This is a genomic window from Rhodoplanes tepidamans, assembly GCF_030813915.1.
In the GTDB taxonomy this organism is placed as follows: domain Bacteria; phylum Pseudomonadota; class Alphaproteobacteria; order Rhizobiales; family Xanthobacteraceae; genus Rhodoplanes; species Rhodoplanes tepidamans.
The window spans coordinates 128,856-149,568 of sequence record NZ_JAUSUJ010000004.1; the positions used below are offsets into that span (position 1 = coordinate 128,856).

Genomic DNA, 20,713 nt, shown 5'->3' on the forward strand with positions numbered 1-20,713 from the left:
GCGGCACGCCATCACGGCTACACGATCGCGGCCCACGATCGCGCCCGCACGATCGCAGCCGGGCCATGGACCGTCGCCCGGGCCGGCGCGGCCGGTTCCCCATCGGAAGGGTGTCGCCGCGCGGCCCGCCGGTTCACGGCCGGCACGGAGGAATCTTAGTCCTTCGCGGCGCGGGCGTCGAACCGCAGCACCGCCTCCAGCATCACGGCGGCGCCCGCCGCGACGGCGGCCGGCTCGGCCCATTCCTCCGGGCAATGGCTGCGGCCGGCCCGGCACGGGATGAACACCATGGCGGCGGGGGCGATGCGCGACAGGAAGGCGGCGTCGTGCCCGGCGCCCGACGGCAGCGGCACGCTGGCCAGGCCGAGCGCCTCCGCCCCTTCGGCGAGCAGCGCCCGCAGGGCGGGATCGCAGGCCGCCGGGGTCGCCCGCGACAGCACGGCGCAGCGCTCGCGCGTCGTCGCGGTCGCCGCGGCGATGCGCGCCGCCTCGGCCTCGATCTCGGCCACGAAGGCCTCCAGCAGGTCGCCGTCCTCGGCCCGCGCGTCGACGACGACCCGGGCCCGCTCCGGCACCACGTTGACGGCGTTGGGCGACACCTCGATCACGCCCGTGGTGGCGACGACGTAGCCGCGCCCCGCCTGGGCGAGCGCCGCGGCCCGCTCCGACACGAAGCCGACGAAGCGGGCGGCCGCCACCCCGGCGTCGCGGCGCATGGCCATCGGCATGGTGCCGGCATGGGCGGCCTCGCCCTTGAACACGATCTCCAGCCGGACGATGCCGACGATGCCGGTGACGATGCCGATCGGGATCTCGCTCCGCTCCAGCACGACGCCCTGCTCGATATGCAGCTCCAGGAACGCCGCGACGTCGGCGCGGCGTGCCTCGGCGAGGCGGGCGACGTCGCCGCCGACCCGGTCGATGGCGTCGCCGAGCCGCTCCCCGCCGGGCCCGCGATAGTCGAGCATGGCCGGCTCCAGGCGGCCCGCCATGGCGCGGCTGCCGATGCAGGACAGGCCGAAGTCGCTCGGCTCCTCGGCCAGGCAGTCGACCACCTCGACCGGATGGCGCAGCCGGCGGCCGTCGTCCTGCAGGGCCCGCACCACCTCGAGCGCGGCGATCACGCCGGCCGGCCCGTCGAAGCGGCCGCCGGACGGCACCGAGTCGGAATGGGAGCCGAGCAGGATGGCGGGCAGGCCGGGCTCGCTGCCCTCCAGCCGGCCGAACAGGTTGGCGGCAGGATCGAGCCGCACCGCGAGGCCGGCCTCGGAAAACCGCCGGCTCAGCCAGTGGCGCCCGGCGTCGAACAGCGGCGTGAACGAGCGGCGGGTCCACGGCCGGGCCGGATCCGTGATCTCGGCCAGACCCATCAGGTCGGACCAGATGCGGCTCTCGTCGATGCCGAATGCCCCGCCCATCCCGGTCCCTCCACCACGGGCGCGCCGCCGGCGCACCTCGAGGGACCTCGTTACCACGGCGATCCGACGCGTACGAGCACAGCCGCTGCGTCCGGCGCGGGCCGGGGCGGAATGCGACGCATGGTTGTCTCGGGCAGCGGGGGTGTGGCCGACGCAGGGCGCCGGGTCGCGACGATCGGACGTGTCAGGCGGCTTGCTTGGGATCGACGGTCCGGAAGCTGGTCCGGATCACCTCGGTGCCGCACTGGTCGCAGGCGTAGGTGGTGTCCTGGATGCGAGGCTCGGCCTTGGTCGTGCTGACCGACCGGTACGACATCCGCTTGGCACAGCGCGGACAGGGAATGATGAGAGACGGTAGAGAGCTGGCGGAGGCTACGGCGAGACGGCGCATACGAGCTCCTCGGCGTTTTTCCAGTCCGTGCAATTGCGCATGCCTAGTCGAGCGCGCCGGGGCGGTACGAGTCAATACAAATTTGTGCTATGCACAATAAATGAAGGGTATGCACAGACCGCAACGGTTTCATGGTACTTGCATACAATCGAGCGATTCGCGTGCTCCTGCGCCACCGATGGTAGCCCGCCTCACCACCGCAAGTCGTGCTGCGGCCACGAGGAAAACCCGCCTCTCGGCGGCCGGTCTGCCGCCCCGGCCTGGTGCCTATGTATTAGCCATCGCGCTGGAGACGCCGCTGCCGGTGCGGCTCGCCGGCCGCCTGGCCGGCACGCTGGCGCCCGGCCGATACCTGTATTGCGGCTCGGCCCGCGGCCCCGGCGGGCTGCGGGCGCGAATCGCCCGCCACCTGCGCCGGCGCAAGACGCTGCGCTGGCATGTCGACCGGCTGACCACCCGCGGCACCGTGATCGCCGTGTGGGCGGTGCCGGACGGCGACGAGTGCGCGCTGGCCGGAGCCCTCGCCGGGCTGCCGGTGCCGATCCCCGGCTTCGGGGCGAGCGACTGCCGGCGCTGCCCGAGCCACCTGTTCGCCTGGCCGGACGGCGCCGCCCTGCCGTTCGGCCCGCCGGCCGTCTCGCGCGACTGAGGCCGGCCGCACGGCTCACGTCTTGGGGGCGCCGTGATCCTGCGGCTCGCCGGCCTGCTCGGGCCCGACCCGGAACGGCCGCATCATCTCGTTGTCCTCGTGCTCGACCATGTGGCAGTGCCAGACGAACTGGCCCGGCTTCGCGAACCGCATGCGCACCCGCGTCACCTCCCCGGGCCGGGCGATCACGGTGTCCTTCCAGCCGTCCTCCTCGGGACGCGGCGGCCGCGCCGGGCCTTCGGGCCGGCCGGTCTCGTCGTCGAGCGCGCGGCGGTCGACCACCTGGAACAGGACGTCGTGGACGTGCATCGGATGGGCGTCGCCGGTGAGATTGTGGAACGCCCAGGTCTCGACGTCGCCCGGCGCCGGGGTCTCGGTGACCGGGTCGGCCCAGTGCCGCAGCGTGACGCCGTGCGTGCGGCCGAGCGCCGGATCGAAGCCGGCGAGCGAGGTCTCGTGCGGCACCTCGCCCCTGCGGGACGGCGTCATCCGCTCGACCAGCGCCAGCGCCCGCTCGCGCACCGGCTCGGCGAGCGGCGCGATCGCCGGCAGCACGAGCCGCGCCGGCGGCGTGGTCGGGTCGGGAGCGGTCGCACGCACGACGCGGAACTGCATCACCTGGCCGGTGCCGCGGCGGTCGGACGGATCCTCGTCCGGCTCGCCCTTGTAGGGCGCGTCGGGCCCGAGATTGCGCAGCGTCACCCGGCTGCCGGGGGCGAGGCGCGAGAAGTCGACGACGAGATCGGCGCGCTCGGCCGGCGCCAGCAGCACGTCGCGCAGCTTCACGGGCGCCCGCAGGAAGCCGCCCTCGGTGCCGACCTGCCAGACCTCCACCTTCGGATCGGCGAAGCGCAGGATCAGGACGCGGGAATTGCAGGCGTTGAGGACGCGCAGACGGTAGCGCCGCGGCTCGACCTCGCAGCGCGGCCAGGCGCGGCCGTTGACCACCATCACGTTGCCGAAGAACTCCGGCACCCAGATCGGCGGCACCTCGGAGCGCGGCACGAACGGCCCGGCATGGCCGTCGAACAGGCGGCGGCTGCCCGGATAGAACAGCGAGCCGTCGGCATCGAACGACCTGTCCATGATCGCCAGCGGGATCTCGAACGCGCCGCCCGGCAGCACCGCGGCCGCGCCGCTGCCGGCGACGCCGGGCTGGTCGGCCGGATCGTCGCTGCGGATCAGATAGAGGCCGGCGAGGCCGGCATAGACGTTGAGCCGGGTCAGCCCGAGCGTGTGGTCGTGATACCAGAGCATGCCGGGCCGCTGGCTGTTGGGGTAGCGGAAGGTGACGCGGCCCGGCCCCCAGTCGCCGCGGCCGGACTTCGCCCAGAAGAAGTCGTACCAGGTGCCGACCGGGGCGAAGCCGTCGGGCAGGTCCACGGCGTCTGGCAGCACCCAGGCCTCCGGATAGCCGTCGCTCCAGTCCTCCACCGCCTCCATGCCGTGCACGTGGGTGACCAGCGGCACCGGGCCCCGGTAGGGGCCCGGCGTCGCCGTGAAGGTCGGCCGGGTGTCGCGCCGGCCGCCCGGATTGGCCCAGTGCAGGGTCGGATCGACGGGCAGCAGATGCGGCCGGAACCGCCGCTCCGGCGTCGTCAGACCGTTGATCCAGGTGATCTCGACCGGCGTGCCGCGCGTCGCCTCGATGGTGCCGCCGGGCGAGGCGAAGCTGTCGTCGTGCCCCTCGGCGCCGTAGCCCCACAGGGTCGTCGGCCCGAACGGCGGCGGCAGCATCTGCTGGCGCAGCTGGCGCGCCGCGATCCGGTAGGCGTTGGGGCCGGACCGCGGCATCGGCTTCGGCACGGCGAGCGGCAGGGCGAACCGCTCGACCCGGTCGACCCGCAGGCTGCCGCCCATCACCGGGCCGGCGACGGCCCGCGAGCCCCCGGAGGGATCCGGAGCGAACAGGCCGAGCGACGCCCCGGCTCCGCAGGCGAGAAAGCAACGGCGATCGATCGGCATGGCGTACTCCGGCTGTCCGACGACCCGACTCGCATGCAAGCGACCGTATGTGATCGGATCGCGGACCGGAAGCCGGAGCGCCGCTGCGGCCCCGGGACGCGGTGCCGCAGGCCCCGGACGAGGTGCGCGGAGTTCGCCCCATCCCCGCTCATTCTCGTCGGCCGACACCGCGCTCAGTCGTCGTCGAACCAGCCGCGCTCGGCGTCCTCGTGGCAGGCCTTGCAGTCGCCCCTGAACCTGGCGCCGTTGCGGGCGAGCGTCGCTGGCGCGACCCGGTCCTTGCGCTCGTGCCTGCGGGTCCACCACGGCAGCTCGGTGATGCGGGCCGGAGTCACCTCGGGCGGCAGCCGGCGCATCGTCTTGCTGGTCCGGCCGTCCGCGTCTGCGGCATGGGCGGCCAGATAGGCCGCGATGTGCGCCGTGGTCGCCGCGTCGAGCGCGGCATTGTCGCCGAAGTGATTCGTGAGATTCGCCGTCATGGCCCGCCAGGAGCGGGCCGGCAGCAGCCCGGCCGGGTAGACCAGGTGGCAGGCGCCGCATTCCGCTTTCACCACCGGGTCGCTCACCGGCTCCAGCCGGAGCCCGTCGGCGACCAGCGGGCTCGCGACGGTCAGGAGCACGGCGAGCGGCGCGCCGACCAGCAGCAGCGGACGCGCGATCCACATCGTCCTGTCCGAGGCCTGCCTGTCCGAAGACGTCCTGTCCGGCGTCATGCCGTCCTCCTCACTGGGCGATCAGGAAGGCGACGAGGTCGGCCCGCTCGGCCGGGCTGCAGTCGCGTCCGAGCACGTCGGGACAGTTCCGACTGAACCACTTGTCCACCGTGGCCGGATCGGACAGGCGGGTCGGCACGGCCGACGGGGCGAGCGGCTCGATGACCTTGCCGGCGCGCGCCTGCCCGGTCCGGGCGAGGTTGGTCGTGTGGCACGACGTGCAGGACGGCGTGTCGGGCTTGCCGGCGGCGGGACGGCTCATGAACAGGGCGCGGCCGCGCTCCGCCGACGGAACGAAGCCCGCATCGGCCGCCCGCGCGGCGGCGGCCTGCCGGTCCAGCACGGCGCGCTGCGCCGGTCCGGGATCGGCGAGCCCCGGCGCCGCGGCACCCGCGGCGACGAGCAGGAGGAGCGCCGGCCCGGCGCGCCGGCCGAAGCGATGTCCGGTCATGGTCGTCTCCCGATGATCGCCGGTCAGCCGCGGCGCGCCGCGCCGAGCGGGAGCATGCGGGCGATGGCACCGTCCTTCAGCACCGCGTGGTGGACGATGGCGGCGAGCGCGTGCACGCCGGCCAGGATCACGATCAGGGTCGCGCCGATCTCGTGCATGTCGCCGAGCCGGTCGGCGAGCTCGCGGTCGGGGGCGATCAGCGGCGGCAGCGTGAACAGGCCGAAGACGCCGACCGAGCGTCCCTTCGCCCACACCATCGCCATGCCGACGACCGGCACCAGGACCAGGAGGATGTACAGCGTCAGGTGCATGGCGCGGGCCGCCATCTGGACCAGCGGCGATCCGGGGATCGGCTCCGGCTGCGGCGCGGCGACGCGGCGGGCGAGCCGCAGCACCGTCATCACGAGCACCAGCAGCCCGACCGAGACGTGCAGCCCGATCATCTGGGTCCGGGCCGGACCGCGGGCCATGTCGTCCATGATCTGGCCGCTGACGAACACGCCGGCGACGGCGATCAGGGTGAGCCAGTGAACGGCCTGGGTGAAGCTGTCGTAGCGAAATCGGTCGGCGGGGACGGCATGGTCTGTCATGGCGGCGGTCCTGTCGGCTTTGTCGAAAGCCGCGTTCTGCCATGCGCCGGCTGACGCGCCTCTGACCCCCGCCGTCAGCCTGCCGTCAGCGCCCCTGTGGCCCGGCCGCCCGCGGCAGGTGGACGGCCGCGGTCATCCGGCCCGGCTCGGTCGGCCCGAGCCGCAGGGCGCCGTTCCAGGCGTCGGCGATGTCGCTCGCGATGGCGAGGCCGAGGCCGGTGCCCGGGCCGGTGTCGATGCGGCCGCCGCGCCGCAGCGCCTGCGGCACCAGCGCGGCCGGGATGCCGGGCCCGTCGTCGACCACCCGCACCACCACCTCGCCGCCGTCCGGCGCGGCCGTGACCACGACCCGCTCGCGGGCGTGGCGGGCGGCGTTGTCGAGCAGGGCGCCGAGGATCTCGGCGAGGTCGTCCGGGGCGATGCGGGCGGCGAGCCCGGGATCGACCGCCACCTCCCACTCGAGCCGGTCGCCCGCCGGGGTGCGGCGGACCACCTCGACCACCCGGGCCGCCACCGCGGCGACCGGTGCGGCCGCGTCGGCCGCGACCGCGGTGCGGCGCGCCCGGGCGAGCTCGCGCTCGACATGCCGCCGCATGGTCTCGCCGACCGCGTCGAGATCGGCGGCGATCGCCGCCTCGCCCTTGCGCCGGAGCCGGTCGACGTCGCCGGCGAGCACCTGCAACGGCGTCTTGAGCCCGTGGGCGAGGTCGGCGGCGCGGGCGCGCGCCGTCTCGACCTGGCGGTCGCGCAGGTCGAGCAGCCCGTCGACCTCGCCGGCGAGCGGCCGCACCTCGTCCGGGAAGGCGGTGCCGAGCCGCTCGGCGCGGCCGCTGCGGATCGCCGCGAGGCGCGCCTGCACGGCGGCGAGCGGCCGCAGGCCGACCCGCACCTGCACGGCGGAGGCGATCACCAGGAGGAGCGCGACCAGGGCCAGGAAGGGGAGGAGATCGCGGGTGAAGTCGGCCGTCGCGGCGGCGACGTCGGCACGGTCGCGCGCCACCACGAGCCGCACGGCGCCGCCGCCGAGCCGCGCCGGCAGGACGACGCGGCGCTCGATCGCCAGCAGGCTGGTGCCGCCCGGCCCGTCGATGTGGTGCTGGTGCAGCGCCCCCTCCGACGGCTCGTCCTGGGGCAGCGGCAGATCGATGTCCCACAGCGAGCGCGAGCGGTCGACCAGGCCGGACGGCTCCGCCGTGACCTGCCAGTAGAGGCCGGACAGCGGCTTCTCGAACCGCGGATCGTCGGGGGGATCGGCGACCACCAGCCGGCCGTCGGCGTCACGGTCGAGCCCGGCGACCAGGCGGTCGAGCACCACGGTGAGGTCGGCGGCGGTGCGCCGCTCGACATGGCGCTCGAACAGCAGCGACAGGCCGAAGGCGGCGACGCCGAGGGCGAGCAGGATCGACACGGCCCCGGCGATCAGCAGGCGCAGCCGGAGCGAGCCGGCGATCACGACGCCGCCTCGCCGCCGTCGGCGACCCGGTAGCCGAAGCCGCGGCGCGTCTCGATCGCGTCGGCGCCGAGCTTGCGGCGTAGCCGCATCACCAGCGCCTCCAGGGCGTTGGCGTCGCGGGCGTCGTCGGTGCCGTAGAGCTGGTCGATCAGCTCGTGCGGCGGCACCACGCGGTCCTTGTGGAGGGCGAGATACGCCACCAGCCGGTACTCGAGCGGCGACAGGCTCACCGGAACGCCGCGCAGCAGGACCTTCATGTCGCGCGGGTCGACGGTGAGCGGACCGGCTTCGATGACGGCGGTGCCGATGCCGGCGGAGCGGCGGATCAGGGCGCGGGCGCGGGCGACCAGCTCCTCCATGCGGAACGGCTTCGGCAGGTAGTCGTCGGCGCCGGCGTCGATGCCCTCGACGCGCTCGGCCCAGGTGCCGCGCGCCGTGAGGATCAGCACCGGCATCTGGCGCCGGTTGTTGCGCCAGCGCTTGAGCACCGCGAGACCGTCGAGCCCGGGCAGGCCGAGATCGAGCACGACGAGCGCATAGTCCTCGGTGTCGCCCCTGAACCAGGCCTCCTCGCCGTCGCCGACCACGTCGACGACGCCGCCGGCCGCGCCGAGCGCCGCGGCGATGTCGCGGGCGATGCGGGGCTCGTCCTCGACCACCAGGATGCGCATCACTCGGCGTCCTCGATGCGCTTGCCGGTCAGGGCGTCCATCTCGCCCTCGATCAGGCGGCCGTCCGGGCGCAGCACCTTCACCTCGTAGACGATGCGACCCTGGCAGTGTTCGAGCTCGACGTCGATGACCTGGCCGCCGAGCTCCTTCTCGATCACCGGCAGGATCTCGGACAGCGGCTTGGCGCGGCCTTCGGCCAGCGCCCGCAGGGCGCAGTCGTGATCGCCGCGGTGGCGGCGCCGCCGGCCTTCGCCGCGCCCGCGGCCGGCCCAGGGCGGCGGCCCGCCTCCGCCCCAGGGCGGACCGTCGCCCCGCTGGGCGAGAGCCGGAGCGGAACCGCCGAGAAGCGCGAGGGCGGCGAGAACGAAGGAGCGGCGCGGCAGGGTCATCGCGGCAGTCTCGGTCCGTCGCCCTGACGGACGCCTGACGGGCCGCGTCAGACCCGCATCAGGCCCCCTGTGCGACGCTTCCGGCCGATCGGGGAGCATCCTTCCCGACGGTTGCAAGGAGGTCGACATGATAAAGGCTCGCACGCTCGTCGTCGCGGTCGCGTTGATCGCCGCCGGAACGCTGGCGGCCGACGCGCAGGGCTACGGCTGGGGCCCCGGCTCGGGCCGCGGCCAGGGCTGGGGCTGGAGCCAGGACGGCCAGGGGCCGGGCCCCGGATACGGTCGCGGCCGGGGCCGTGGACCGGGCTGGCGGCAGGCCGGCGGCCCCTGCGTGACCGGCCAGGCCGGCCCGTGCTGGCGCGTCCAGAATCCCGAGAAGCACTCGGCCTGCTGGAAGGAGGCCGATTCCAAGGGGCTGCGCGCCCAGGCCCGGCGGTCGTTCATGACCGAGTGCATGACCAAGTGACGCCTCGGCGAGGCGGTCCGTGGCGCGGGACGACGGCGACGCCGCCCCGCGCCGCGCCCGTCACTTCACCCGGAAGGCGCCGTGACAGCCGGCGCATTGCGTGGTGATGCCGGCGAGCCCGGCGACCAGCGCCTTCCAGCCCGCCGCGTCGGGCGGATCGGCGACCGTCGCGGTCACCCGGGCGAAGTCGTCGGCGGCGCGATGGAAGGCGAAGCCCATCTCGCGGAACTCGGGCGGCATGTGGCGGCCGATGCCGAGCCCCTGGCCGATCGCCATCTCCTTGCGGGCGAGCGTCCCGGCCTCGCGGACGCGGCCGGCGCCGACCAGCTGGAGGACCTCGTCCAGCGAGGTCATGTGGGTCCGCATGTGCTCCAGGAAGGTCTCCCGTACGTCGGGCGGCAGATCGATCGCGATCCGCGGATCGTCGGACGCGGCCGCCGCCGTCGCGCTCGCCGCGATCGTCAGGGCCGCCAGCAGTCCCAGGACCTTCCCACGCATGGTTCGCCTCCGTGTCCGATCCGCGCCCACGGTCGAGACGCGCGACCGGGGACGAGCCTGCGCCCGCCGTCCTGACCGCGTGCTGACGGGACGCCGCAACACATCCTTAACCACCCCCCCGGGTCGGCGTGACGGCGCGGCGCACACTCAGCCGTCCTTAACCCACACGCCTTAGGACGACAGGACCAGATTAGCCTTGTCCCGACCGATCCCGGTCGAGAGCCCGAGTCGATGTCGCCCGCCGCGGTGCCCCCCAACGAAGTCGAACGCCTCGCCGCGCTGCGGCGCTGCGCGGTGCTCGACACCACGCCGGAGGCGTGCTTCGACCGCATCACGCGGCTGGTCACGCTGCTCACCGGCGTGCCCTTCGCGGTGATCAGCTTCGTCGACCGCGACCGGCAATGGTTCAAGTCGCGGATCGGCCTGGCGCCGGCCGAGACCTCGCGCGAGATCGCCTTCTGCGCCCATGCGATCCTGGGCGACGCCCCGCTGGTGATCGAGGACACGCTGGCCGACGCGCGCTTCCGCGACAATCCGCTGGTGACCGGCGAGGACGGGATCCGCTTCTACGCCGGGGCGCCGATCCGCACCGCCGACGGGTACAATGTCGGCACGCTGTGCGCGCTCGACCGGGTGCCGCGCCGCTTCGATGCCGGCGCGATCGACGGCCTGCGCCAGCTCGCCGGCGTGGTGGCGACCGAGCTCGAGCTGCGGGTCACCAACCAGCGGCTCGCCCGCGAGCTCACCGCCCGGGCGACGCTGGAGAGCGAGCACGCCGTGGTGCAGCGCCGCCTGCACGACCTGCTGGAGACCGCCACCGACTGGCTGTGGGAGAGCGACACCTCGCACCGTTTCACCTGGGTGTCGCTCGCCGCTCCGGCCGGGGTGCCGGACAGCGCCTTCGTCGGCCGCACCCGCTGCGAGGCGGGCGGCGGCGATCCGGCCGACCCGCGCTGGGTGGCGCACGCCGCCGATCTGGACGCCCGCCGTCCGTTCCGCGGCTTCCGCTACGCGGTACGGCGGCCGGACGGCGGCATCAGCCATCTGGAGACCAACGGCAAGCCCGTGCTCGACGACTACGGCCAGTTCCGCGGCTATCGCGGCACCGGACGCGACGTGACCGCGATGGTCGAGTCGGAAAGCGCCATGCGCGAGATGAGCGCCAAGCTGCACGCGCTGCAGGCCTCGGGCGTGATCGGCGTGATCACCTGCCACGGCGAGAGGCTGGTCGAGGCGAACGAGGAATTCCTGCGCATCACCGGCTACACCTCCGCCGACATCGCGGCCGGCACGCTGACCTGGCGCGACTTCGTCCCGCCCGAGCAGCGGGCCGAGCTCGACGACGTCCCGGCGATGCCGGCCGAGCGCGTCAAGCCGTTCGACAGCGGGTGCCTGCGCAAGGACGGAATCGCGGTGCCGGTCTCGATCAGCTCGTTCACGATCGACGGCGCCGCCCAGCACTGGATGGCGCTGGTGCAGGACGTGAGCGAGCAGAAGGCCCAGGAGGCGCAGATCCGCGACCTCGCCTTCCGCGACACGCTGACCGGTCTCCTGAACCGGCGCTCCTTCAACGAGCAGCTGACGCGCCGGCTGCGCCGGACCTCGTCGGGCAAGATCAGGAGCGGCGCGCTCCTCTTCCTCGACCTCGATCATTTCAAGGACGTCAACGACGCGATCGGGCACGACGCCGGCGACGCGCTGCTGCAGAAGGTCGCCGAGCGGCTGCGCCGCAGCGCCCGCGAGAACGACGTGGTGGCGCGGCTGGGCGGCGACGAGTTCGCCGTCATCCTCGGCGACACCACCGACCCGGAGGCGGTCGCCGGCTGCGCCCGGCGCCTCCTGGAGACGCTGAGCGAGCCGGTGCGGCACGGCGGCGACATGATCCATCCGAGCGTCAGCATCGGGGTGACGCTGTTTCCCCGCGACGGCCGCGACGCCACCCAGCTCCTCAAGAACGCCGATGTCGCACTGTACCGGTCCAAGGCGGCCGGGCGGCGCTCCATCTCGTTCTTCGATCCCGAGATGATGAACGGCGCCGTCACCCGGCTGAAGCTCCTCAACGAGGTGCGGCTCGCCATGGCGGCGCACCAGTTCCGCCTGGCCTACCAGCCGCTCGTCACGCTGCGGGGGCGCCGCCATTCCGGCTTCGAGGTGCTGATCCGGTGGCTGCATCCGCGCCGCGGCCTGCTCGGCCCGGGCGAGTTCCTCGATGCCCTGGAGGCCGCCGGGCTGCGCAGCTGGCTCGCCCGCTTCACCATGGAGACGGCCGCGCGGCAGGCCCGCGCCTGGCTCGACCAGGGGCTCGATCCCGGCTGCATCGGCGTCAACATGTCGGGGACGCAGATCAAGGCGGACGGCTTCGCCGACGACGTGCTGGCCAGCCTCGTCACCCACCGCATCGCCCCGCAGCGGCTGGTGCTCGAGGTGACCGAGCGGGTCGTCATCGCCGAGGATCCCCGCATCGAGGCGGCGCTCGCCCGCCTGCACGCCGCCGGGGTGCGCATCGCGCTCGACGATTTCGGCACCGGCTTCTCGTCGCTCGCGCATCTGCGCCGGTTCCCGGTCGACATCCTCAAGATCGACCGGTCCTTCGTCACCGATCTCGGCGCCGGCACCGGCAACGCCGCGCTCATCCGGGCGATCATCAACCTCGCCCGCAGCCTCGACCTAAATGTGATCGGCGAGGGAATCGAGACCGAGACGCAGCTCGACCGGCTCGCCGCGCTCGGCTGCGATCTCGGCCAGGGCTACCTGATCGGCCGACCGGTCTCGGCCGAGGCCGCGACCGACTGGCTTTCGGACGCGCAGCAGCCGGGCGCCGCCGCGGCCGGCTGAGCCCGCCCCGCCCTCGGCGCCCCATCGGGGGATCGGGAGCGAAGAACCGACGGCGCCTGGACGGTAACATGGAACAGTTCAGGCCCGACGGCGTTGACGTGGACACCTGGCCAGGAGAACCGCGATGCAAGCCATGCCCGATACCGCCCCGGGGCCGACGCCGCCCACCGGGGGCCCCACCCTGCAGGTGCTCGCCGGACGCTGGTGGCTGGTGCTGCTGCGCGGCATCGTCGCCATCCTGTTCGGTGTGCTGGCCTTCGCCTGGCCGGGGCTGACGATCCTCACCCTCGTGGTGTTCTACGGCGCCTTCGCGTTCGCCGACGGCATCCTGGCCATCGGCGGCGCCATCGCCGGCAAGGGCCCGACCTCGGCGCGCTGGTGGCTGGTGCTGTCCGGCGTGCTCGGCATCGCGGTCGGCGCCATCGCGTTCCTGTCGCCCGGCGCCGTCGCGGTGGCGCTGCTGATCTTCATCGCCGCCTGGTCGATCGCCCTCGGCGTGATGCAGATCGTCGCCGCCATCCAGCTCCGCAAGGAGATCGAGCACGAGTGGCTGCTGATCCTGTCAGGCGTCGTCTCGGTGCTGTTCGGCGGCATCCTGCTGTTCCAGCCGATCGCCGGCGCGCTCGCCGTGGTGTGGATGATCGCCGCCTACGCGATCGTCTCCGGCATCGTCTACATCGCCTGGTCGTTCCGCCTGAAGGCCTGGCGCGACAAGACGGCGGCGGGCGGCCCCGCGGCGGCGTGAGCCGAGCCGCAGGCGCTGCGGCACGAGTCGCGGCGCAGGCATCGCGGCAGGCCTTCTTCCCTCTCCCCTCGCGGGAGAGGGTTGGAAAGCCGTGCCGATCGGCTCGTCCTCACGTCAGATCGTTCGGGACTTTTCGCGCCGCGGCACCGCGCCCAGGCGCTCGCGGGCGACCAGCAGCTGGGCGGCGACCGAGGCGGCGATGACGGCCGGCGTCTTGCCGCCGATCTCGGGCAGGCCGATCGGGCAGACCAGCCGGGCGATCGCCTCCTCCGGGAGGCCGAGCCCGCGCGCCTGCGAGGCGAAGCGGGCCCGCTTGGTGGCGGAGCCGATCATGCCGACGAGGTCGAAGCTGTCGCGGAAGAGCGCCCGCGTCGCGATCGCGTAGTCGGTCGCGTGGGCGTGCGTCATCACCAGCGCGAGCGCCCCGGCCGGCGCCGCGTCGACTTCCAGGTCGGGCGTCTCGCTGTGCACCGGAACCGCGTTGGCCGGAACGTGCGCCGGGAAGGCGTCGGCGCGGCTGTCGATCCAGCGCACCGCGAAGGGCAGCGGCGCCAGCGCCAGCACGAGCGCCCGGCCGACATGGCCGGCGCCGAACAGCAGCACCGGGGTGAGCTCGTCGCCGTACGCCTCCGGGAACGGGTCTCCCGCCTCCGGGCGCCCGGTGCGGACGGCGGCGGCCGCCGGCGTCGCGACGATCTCGCGCCGGACGTCGCCGTCGTCGCCCAGCCGCGCGATCACGGAGAACGGGCCGCCGCGCTCGGCGGCGGCGAGCGCCGCTACGGTCTCCTGATCACGGCCGTCGAAGATCTCGGTGAGCGTCGTGACGACGCCGCCGCAGCACTGGGCGAGATCGGGCCCGAGCGTCCAGGTGCGGAACGTCGCGCGCGCCCCGGCGGGCTTCGCCAGCGCGGCCGCGGTCTCGGCCAGCACCTCGTATTCCAGCCGGCCGCCGCCGATCGTGCCCCAGAAGCCGCCGTCGGGCCGTGCGACCAGGCGGGCGCCGGCCTCGCGCGGCGACGAGCCGGCGACCCGCACGACGCTCACCAGCGCGGCGCGGCCGTGCCGGGCGATCGTCTCGGCGATGCGGGCCCAGACGGCCATGCTCTCCTCGCGACGTGATCAGCGCGCCGGCGCGAGCGCGGACGCCAGCGCCGCCGCGGCGTCGAACTCCCCGATCGCGGTGACGATCGCCTCCGGCGTCGCCGGGGCGTCGAGCCGTGCGCCGGCGCCCGGCGCGGCCGCCTCCACCGCGTCGGCGATGGCGCAGAACACCGAGACGGCGAGATTGAACGGCGGCTCGCCGACCGCCTTGGAGCGGTAGATGGTCTCCTCGCGGTTCGCCCCGTCGAACAGCGCCACGCGGAAATCCGCCGGCACGTCGGAGGCGACCGGGATCTTGTAGGTCGACGGCGCGTGGGTGAGCAGCCGCCCCTCGGCGTCGTAGACCAGCTCCTCGGTGGTGAGCCAGCCCATGCCCTGGACGAAGCCGCCCTCGATCTGGCCGATGTCGATCGCCGGATTGAGCGAGCGGCCGACGTCGTGGAGGATGTCGACCCGCACCACCCTGTTCTCGCCGGTGGTCGGATCGATCAGCACCTCGCTCGCCGCGGCGCCCCAGGCGAAGTAGAAGAACGGCCGGCCGGTGCCGCTGTCGCGGTCCCAGTGCAGCTTCGGGGTCTTGTAGAAGCCCGTGGAGGACAGCGACACGCGGGCGCAGTGGGCCGCGTGGGCGAGCTCGCCGAAGCCGATGCGCTGGTTGCCGATCTGCACGTGGTCGTCGGCGAAGACGATCTGCTCCTCCGGCACCGACCAGTTTTCCGCCGCGAACTCGGTCATCCGGGCCTTGATGGTGCGGCACGCCGCCAGCACGGCCATGCCGTTGAGGTCGCTGCCCGAGGACGCCGCGGTCGGCGAGGTGTTGGGCACCTTCTCGGTGGAGGTCGGCGTGATGCGGACGCGATCGAGCCCGATGCCGAACTCCTCCGCCGCGACCTGCGCCACCTTCTGGAACAGGCCCTGCCCCATCTCGGTGCCGCCGTGGTTCAGGTGCACCGAGCCGTCCTGATAGACGTGCACCAGCGCGCCGGCCTGGTTCATCGACGTGAGCGTAAACGAGATGCCGAACTTCAGCGGCGTCAGCGCGAGGCCGCGCCTGAGGATCGGCGATGACCTGTTGAAGTCGGCGATCGCGGCGCGGCGCGCCCGGTAGTCCGAGGTCCGCTCCAGCTCCTCGACCAGGGCGAGGCCGACGTCGTGATCCTCGATGGTCTGGCCGAACGGCGTGCGGTCGCGGCCCGGGCCGTAGAAGTTCGCCTTGCGGATGTCGAGCGGATCGCGGCCGAGCCGCCAGGCGATGGCGTCGATCACCCGCTCCGCCGCGAGGATCCCCTGCGGGCCGCCGAAGCCGCGGAACGCCGTGTTGGACACCGTGTTGGTCTTCACCCGCCGCGTGTCGATGCGGAAGGCCGGCAGATGATAGGTGTTGTCGGCGTGGAACATGGCGCGGTCGACGACGCCGGCCGAGCAGTCGGCCGACATGCCGCAGCGCGCCGCGAGCAGCACGTCGAGCCCGGCGATGCGGCCGTCCCGATCGAACCCGACCGACCAGTCGACCCGGAAGTCGTGGCGCTTGCCGGTCATCGCCATGTCGGCGTCGCGGTCGAGCCGCAGCTTGCACGGCCGGCCGGTGACGCGCGCCGCGAGCGCGGCGATCGCCGCCCACTGGCAGGCCTGGGTCTCCTTGCCGCCGAAGCCGCCGCCCATGCGGCGGATCTCGCAGGTGACGAAGGCGTCCGGCACCGCCAGCGCCCGCGCCACGATGTGCTGCACCTCGGTCGGGTGCTGGGTCGAGGAATGCACCAGCATGGCGCCGTCCTCGCCCGGGATCGCCAGCGCGATCTGGCCTTCGAGATAGAAGTGCTCCTGGCCGCCCATGCGCAGCGTGCCGGAGGCCTGCAGCGGCGCCGCCGCGATGGCGGCCGCGACGTCGCCGCCCACGAACGCATAGTCGGGCAGCACCCGCTCGCCGGTCGCGAGGCCCTGGTCGACCGTGACGGCGGGCGGCTCCGCCGCCACCTGCATGGTCGCCAGCGGCACGGCGCGGCGCGCCGCGTCGCGGCTCGTCGCCACCACGGCGAACAGCGGCTGGCCGTGGAACGCGATGCGGTCCGCGGCCAGGATCGGCTCGTCGTCCATGTGGGGCGCGACGCAGTTCCGGCCGGGGATGTCGGCCGCCGTGATCACGGCGACGACGCCGGGCGCGGCTCTGACCCTGGTCAGGTCCAGGCCCGCCAGCGCGCCGCGCGCCGTGGTGGCGCCGCCGACCGCGACGTGCAGGGTGCCGGCCGGCTCCGGCAGGTCGTCGATGTAGGGCGCCGCGCCCTGCACCTGCTTGACCGCGCTGTCGTGCGGCAGCGGCTTGCGGACGTGACGCAGCATGTCCTCGGGCTTTTCACGAAGCGACACGGGCCACCTCCCGCGGGCGCACCCGCGTCGTCGCATCCGGCACGCCGGCGATCTCGGCCAGCGCCTTGATCACGATGCTCTTGGCGGCCTGCAGCCGGTAGGCGGCGGTGCCGCGCTGGTCGGTGAGCGGCGTGAAGTCGTCGCCGATCTTGTCGGCCGCGCCGCGCCAGGTCGCCGGATCGGCGAGCGGCGCGTCGGCGAGCGCCGCCTCCACGGCGGCGGCGCGCTTCGGCACGCCGGCCATGCCGCCAAAGGCGATGCGGGCGGCGGCGATGCGGTCGCCCTGCAGCGTGATCGCGAAGGCGCCCATCACGGCCGAGATGTCCTCGTCCATGCGCTTGGTGATCTTGAACACCCGCAGCCGCGTGTCGGCCGACGGCTTCGGCACGATCAGGCGGCGGACGATCTCGCCGGCCTCGCGGTCCTGCTTTCCGTACGCGAGGAAGAAGCGCTCCACCGGCAGCGTCCTGACGCGGTCGCCCTTGCGCAGCTCGATGGTCGCGCCGAGCGCGATCAGCACCGGCGCGAGATCGCCGATCGGCGAGCCGTTGGCGATGTTGCCGCCGACCGTGCCGGAGGTGCGCACCTGGGTCGAGCCGAAGCGCCGCATCAGCTCGCCGATGTCCGGATCGATGGCGCCGAGCAGCGGCCGCGCGCGTTCGAGCGGCACCGCCGCGCCGAGCGTCAGCGTCTGCGCCGTGTCCGCGACGGCGTCGAGCCCGGCGACGCGGCCGAGATGGACGATCTTGGGCAGCGCCGCGAGCTTCTTGGTGACCCACAGCCCGACATCGGTGGCGCCGGCCACGATGGTGGCATCGGGATGCTGCTCCAGCAGCGCGGCCAGCGCATCCTCGCTCGCCGGCGCGGCGAAGAACGACGTCGCGTCGCCGACGAAGACGTCCGCGCCGTCGTCGAGCGCGGCGAGTGCCGCGAGGCGCTCCGGCGCGGTGCGTGCGAAGCGGTCGGCGGCCGGGGCGGCGAGGCTCGCTACGGCCGCGTCGACGATCGGACGGTAGCCGGTGCAGCGGCACAGATTGCCGGCCAGCACGTCGGCGATCTCCTGGCGAGACGGCGCGCCGGACACGCGGTGGTAGTGGGCGAACAGGCTCATCACGATGCCGGGCGTGCAGAAGCCGCACTGCGAGCCGTGGCCGCTCGCCAGCGCCGCCTGCACCGGGTGCAGCACGCCGTTCTGCTCCGGGCCGGTTCCGTCCGGCCCGGAGCCCGCCAGATCCTCCACCGTGATCAGCTCGGCGCCGTCGATCTGGCCCAGGAAGGCGATGCAGGAATTGATCGGCTCGTAGACGATGCGATCGCCGCGACGGCGCGCCAGCACCACCGTGCAGGCGCCGCAGTCGCCTTCGGCGCACGCCTCCTTGGTGCCGGTCGAGCGCTCGTCGAGGCGCAGCCAGTCGAGCACGGTGGTGCGCGGCGCGAACCCGCGCACGCTCACCACCCGCCCCTGGCGGATGAACTGGATGCTGTCTCGCGACATGAGTCCTCCGGGAAGCCTCGAATCATACGAAATCGAATCTTTCGCCGGTAGAGCCTAGTTTGCGCAGCCGCCGCCCAGGGGACGGGCAGCGGGCGTCCACGCCCCTCACGCCGTGGCCGCATCCTTCGAGGCCCGGCTGGCGCCGGGCGCCTCGGGTTCACGGATCGGGATCAGGCGGCGACGCGGGCCGAATGCCGCGGCGTTGCGCCGCTGTCCGGATCGGGGTAAGCCTCCCGCCCGGTCCCGCGCGGCCGCCCGATCCGTCCGGCCGCGGCTTTCCCCGCATCCGGAGCGTCTCCATGTCCGACTACGATCTTTCCATCCGCGGCGGCACCGTGGTGACGGCGAGCGACACGGTCCGGGCCGATGTCGGCATCCGGGGCGGCCGCATCGTCGCGGTCGCCGACCGGATCGACGGCGCCGCCCGCGAGATCGACGCCTCGGGCCTCCTCGTCATGCCGGGCGGCATCGACAGCCACGTCCACCTCGCGCAGCCGACCTTCGGCGGGCCGAAGATGTCGGACGACTTCGAGACCGGCACCCGGGCCGCCATCGCGGGCGGCACGACGACGGTGCTGCCCTTCGCCATGCAGCCGCGCGGCGCCGGCCTGCGCGCCGTGGTCAACGACTATCACAAGGAGGCCGACGGCAAGGCCTTCTGCGACTACGGCTTCCATCTGATCATCACCAATCCCTCGCCGAGCGTGCTCGGCCAGGAGCTGCCGGCGCTGGTCGAGGACGGCTACACCTCGTTCAAGGTGTTCATGACCTACGACGACATGGTCCTGAACGACCGCGAGCTGCTCGAGGTGTTCGAATGCGCCCGCGGCTGCCGCGCCCTGGTGATGGTGCACGCCGAGGGCTACGACGCCATCAAGTTCATGACCGAGCGGCTCGAGCAGGCCGGCAAGACCGCCCCCTACTATCACGGCGTGTCACGGCCCGAGATCGTCGAGCGCGAGGCGGCGCACCGCGCCATCAGCCACGCCGAGCTCACCGACGTGCCGATCATGATCGTCCACGTCTCCGGCCGCGAGGCGATGGAGCAGATCCGCTGGGCCCAGAACCGCGGCATGAAGGTCTACGGCGAGACCTGCCCGCAATACATCGCCCTGACGGCCGACGACATGAAGGGCCTCAACATGGACGAGAGCGGCGGCAAGTATGTGTGCTCGCCGCCGCCGCGCGACCAGGCCAGCCAGGCGGCGATCTGGCAGGGCCTGCAGGCCGGCGTGTTCCAGACCTTCTCGTCCGACCACTGCCCGTTCATGGACGGCGTCGACGGCAAGCGCAGCCCGAAGGCCAGGACCTCGTTCAAGTGGGTGCCGAACGGCATCCCGGGCGTCGAGACCCGCATGGCCGTGCTGTGGGGCCTGGGCGTCGCGCAGGGCCGCATCGGCATGAACGAGTTCGTCGCGTTGACCTCGACCAATCACGCCAAGATGTACGGGCTCTATCCGAAGAAGGGCTCGATCGCGCCCGGCTTCGACGCCGACATCGTGCTGTGGGATCAGAACCGCAAGGAGACGATCCGCCAGGAGCTGATGCACGGCGCCTGCGACTACACGCCCTACGAGGGCCTCGCCGTCACCGGCTGGCCCGTGATGACGATCCTCAAGGGCAAGCCGGTGTGCGAGGAGGGCAAGATCCTCGGCGCCCCCGGCGACGGCGCCTTCCTCAAGCGCGGCATCTCGCCCTACGCGTCGAAGTGAGGCACGTCGCTTTCTTAACCCTCTCCCGTGGGAGAGGGTCGGGCGCGAGCGCAGCTCGCGACCGGGGTGAGGGGCGTATGCGCCAATGATCGACCTCGGCCCCCCTCACCCGCCGCGCTACGCGCGTCGACCTCTCCCCGCTGGGGAGAGGTGAAGCGAAGCGTGCGTCGCTACCCCAATCCCCCCGCCTCGATCACGAACCGCTCCACCGCGTCGACGCCCTCGCCGGTCTTCATGTTGGTGAAGACGAACGGCCGTGCGCCGCGCATGCGCCTGGCGTCGCGCTCCATGTTGGCGAGCGAGGCGCCGACATGGGGGGCGAGGTCGATCTTGTTGATCACCAGCAGATCCGAGCGGGTGATGCCGGGGCCGCCCTTCGACGGGATCTTCTCGCCCGCCGCCACGTCGATCACGTAGATCGTGAGATCGGCGAGCTCGGGCGAGAAGGTGGCCGCGAGATTGTCGCCGCCCGACTCGACCAGCACCAGGTCGAGGTCGGGAAACTTCGCCCGCATCTCGGCGATGGCGGCGAGGTTCATCGAGGCGTCCTCGCGGATCGCCGTGTGCGGGCAGCCGCCGGTCTCGACGCCGGCGATGCGCTCCGGGTCGAGCGCCCCCGAGCGCACCAGGTACTCGGCGTCCCACTTGGTATAGATGTCGTTGGTGATCGCCGCGATATCGAACGTCTCGCGCAGCCGCTTGCAGAGCGTGTCCATCAGCGCCGTCTTGCCGGATCCGACCGGCCCGCCGACTCCGACCCGCAGGGGACCGTTGGGACTGCGCATGTGAGTCTTCCTTCTCCGCTCG

General features: G+C 73.3%; 19 protein-coding genes. 5 read left to right on the forward strand and 14 right to left on the reverse strand.

What is annotated here, in order from left to right:
* Nucleotides 1–155: 155 nt before the first annotated feature.
* Together ertE and J2S22_RS06655 are read right to left on the reverse strand one after the other, a co-directional pair.
* Entirely contained in the window at nt 156–1,418 is a 1,263-nt protein-coding gene (gene ertE, locus J2S22_RS06650; protein ID WP_272779919.1) for an N-carbamyl-l-glutamate amidohydrolase ErtE, read from the reverse strand.
* A 184-nt stretch (nt 1,419–1,602) separates the two neighbouring features.
* The gene (locus tag J2S22_RS06655; protein ID WP_272779918.1) at nt 1,603–1,734 is read right to left on the reverse strand and encodes a hypothetical protein; all 132 of its coding nucleotides are present in this window, start codon (nt 1,732–1,734) and stop codon (nt 1,603–1,605) included.
* Nucleotides 1,735–1,987: 253 nt separating this feature from the next.
* Here J2S22_RS06655 and J2S22_RS06660 point away from each other — a divergent pair, with 253 nt between their 5' ends.
* Nucleotides 1,988–2,458: a GIY-YIG nuclease family protein gene (locus tag J2S22_RS06660; protein WP_272840522.1), complete on the forward strand. Its 471-nt coding sequence runs from the start codon at nt 1,988–1,990 to the stop codon at nt 2,456–2,458.
* A gap of 15 nt (nt 2,459–2,473) precedes the next feature.
* On the opposite strand, the gene J2S22_RS06665 is transcribed toward J2S22_RS06660, so the two are convergent.
* The 7 genes from J2S22_RS06665 to J2S22_RS06695 all read right to left on the reverse strand — a co-directional run bounded on the left by J2S22_RS06665 (nt 2,474) and on the right by J2S22_RS06695 (nt 8,690).
* Complete coding sequence (locus J2S22_RS06665) at nt 2,474–4,423, reverse strand: multicopper oxidase family protein (protein ID WP_272779916.1); 1,950 nt, start codon at nt 4,421–4,423, stop codon at nt 2,474–2,476.
* A 173-nt stretch (nt 4,424–4,596) separates the two neighbouring features.
* Complete coding sequence (locus J2S22_RS06670; protein ID WP_272779915.1) at nt 4,597–5,088, reverse strand: hypothetical protein; 492 nt, start codon at nt 5,086–5,088, stop codon at nt 4,597–4,599.
* 58 nt (nt 5,089–5,146) lie between these two features.
* Complete coding sequence (locus J2S22_RS06675) at nt 5,147–5,587, reverse strand: DUF1924 domain-containing protein (RefSeq protein ID WP_272779914.1); 441 nt, start codon at nt 5,585–5,587, stop codon at nt 5,147–5,149.
* A gap of 23 nt (nt 5,588–5,610) precedes the next feature.
* Nucleotides 5,611–6,177, reverse strand: coding sequence for a cytochrome b (locus tag J2S22_RS06680; protein ID WP_272779913.1), 567 nt, complete (start codon nt 6,175–6,177; stop codon nt 5,611–5,613).
* Between the two features lie 85 nt (nt 6,178–6,262).
* Nucleotides 6,263–7,630 (reverse strand): sensor histidine kinase, encoded by a 1,368-nt coding sequence (locus tag J2S22_RS06685; protein ID WP_272779912.1) that lies wholly within the window; start codon nt 7,628–7,630, stop codon nt 6,263–6,265.
* A complete protein-coding gene (locus tag J2S22_RS06690) occupies nt 7,627–8,301 on the reverse strand; it encodes a response regulator transcription factor (RefSeq protein WP_272779911.1) in 675 nt (224 codons plus the stop codon). The genes J2S22_RS06685 and J2S22_RS06690 overlap by 4 nt, the downstream gene beginning before the upstream one ends.
* Nucleotides 8,301–8,690, reverse strand: a complete 390-nt coding sequence (locus J2S22_RS06695) for a PepSY domain-containing protein (protein ID WP_272779910.1) — start codon at nt 8,688–8,690, stop codon at nt 8,301–8,303. Before J2S22_RS06695 ends, J2S22_RS06690 begins: the two co-directional genes overlap by 1 nt.
* Before the next feature lie 127 nt (nt 8,691–8,817).
* Between J2S22_RS06695 and J2S22_RS06700 the strand changes: the two genes are divergently transcribed.
* Nucleotides 8,818–9,156 (forward strand): hypothetical protein, encoded by a 339-nt coding sequence (locus J2S22_RS06700; protein WP_272779909.1) that lies wholly within the window; start codon nt 8,818–8,820, stop codon nt 9,154–9,156.
* A gap of 60 nt (nt 9,157–9,216) precedes the next feature.
* Here the strand turns inward: J2S22_RS06700 and J2S22_RS06705 are convergent, their stop codons facing one another.
* The gene (locus J2S22_RS06705; RefSeq protein ID WP_272779908.1) at nt 9,217–9,654 is read right to left on the reverse strand and encodes a hypothetical protein; all 438 of its coding nucleotides are present in this window, start codon (nt 9,652–9,654) and stop codon (nt 9,217–9,219) included.
* Nucleotides 9,655–9,885: 231 nt separating this feature from the next.
* On the opposite strand from J2S22_RS06705, the gene J2S22_RS06710 reads away from it, so the two are divergent.
* Both J2S22_RS06710 and J2S22_RS06715 read left to right on the forward strand, forming a co-directional pair.
* A complete protein-coding gene (locus J2S22_RS06710) occupies nt 9,886–12,489 on the forward strand; it encodes a sensor domain-containing phosphodiesterase (RefSeq protein WP_272779907.1) in 2,604 nt (867 codons plus the stop codon).
* Between the two features lie 124 nt (nt 12,490–12,613).
* Complete coding sequence (locus J2S22_RS06715) at nt 12,614–13,234, forward strand: HdeD family acid-resistance protein (protein ID WP_272779906.1); 621 nt, start codon at nt 12,614–12,616, stop codon at nt 13,232–13,234.
* Between the two features lie 114 nt (nt 13,235–13,348).
* On the opposite strand, the gene xdhC is transcribed toward J2S22_RS06715, so the two are convergent.
* Genes xdhC through xdhA form a run of 3 tightly spaced genes read right to left on the reverse strand, consistent with a single transcriptional unit; the run spans nt 13,349 to nt 18,194 of the window.
* A complete protein-coding gene (gene xdhC / locus J2S22_RS06720) occupies nt 13,349–14,335 on the reverse strand; it encodes a xanthine dehydrogenase accessory protein XdhC (RefSeq protein WP_272779905.1) in 987 nt (328 codons plus the stop codon).
* An 18-nt stretch (nt 14,336–14,353) separates the two neighbouring features.
* Nucleotides 14,354–16,672, reverse strand: a complete 2,319-nt coding sequence (gene xdhB, locus J2S22_RS06725; protein WP_272779936.1) for a xanthine dehydrogenase molybdopterin binding subunit — start codon at nt 16,670–16,672, stop codon at nt 14,354–14,356.
* 13 nt (nt 16,673–16,685) lie between these two features.
* Nucleotides 16,686–18,194 (reverse strand): xanthine dehydrogenase small subunit, encoded by a 1,509-nt coding sequence (gene xdhA, locus J2S22_RS06730; RefSeq protein ID WP_272779904.1) that lies wholly within the window; start codon nt 18,192–18,194, stop codon nt 16,686–16,688.
* 299 nt (nt 18,195–18,493) lie between these two features.
* Here xdhA and hydA point away from each other — a divergent pair, with 299 nt between their 5' ends.
* Nucleotides 18,494–19,906, forward strand: coding sequence for a dihydropyrimidinase (gene hydA, locus J2S22_RS06735; protein ID WP_272779903.1), 1,413 nt, complete (start codon nt 18,494–18,496; stop codon nt 19,904–19,906).
* Between the two features lie 170 nt (nt 19,907–20,076).
* On the opposite strand, the gene ureG is transcribed toward hydA, so the two are convergent.
* A complete protein-coding gene (gene ureG / locus J2S22_RS06740) occupies nt 20,077–20,691 on the reverse strand; it encodes an urease accessory protein UreG (protein WP_272779902.1) in 615 nt (204 codons plus the stop codon).
* Nucleotides 20,692–20,713: the final 22 nt, after the last annotated feature.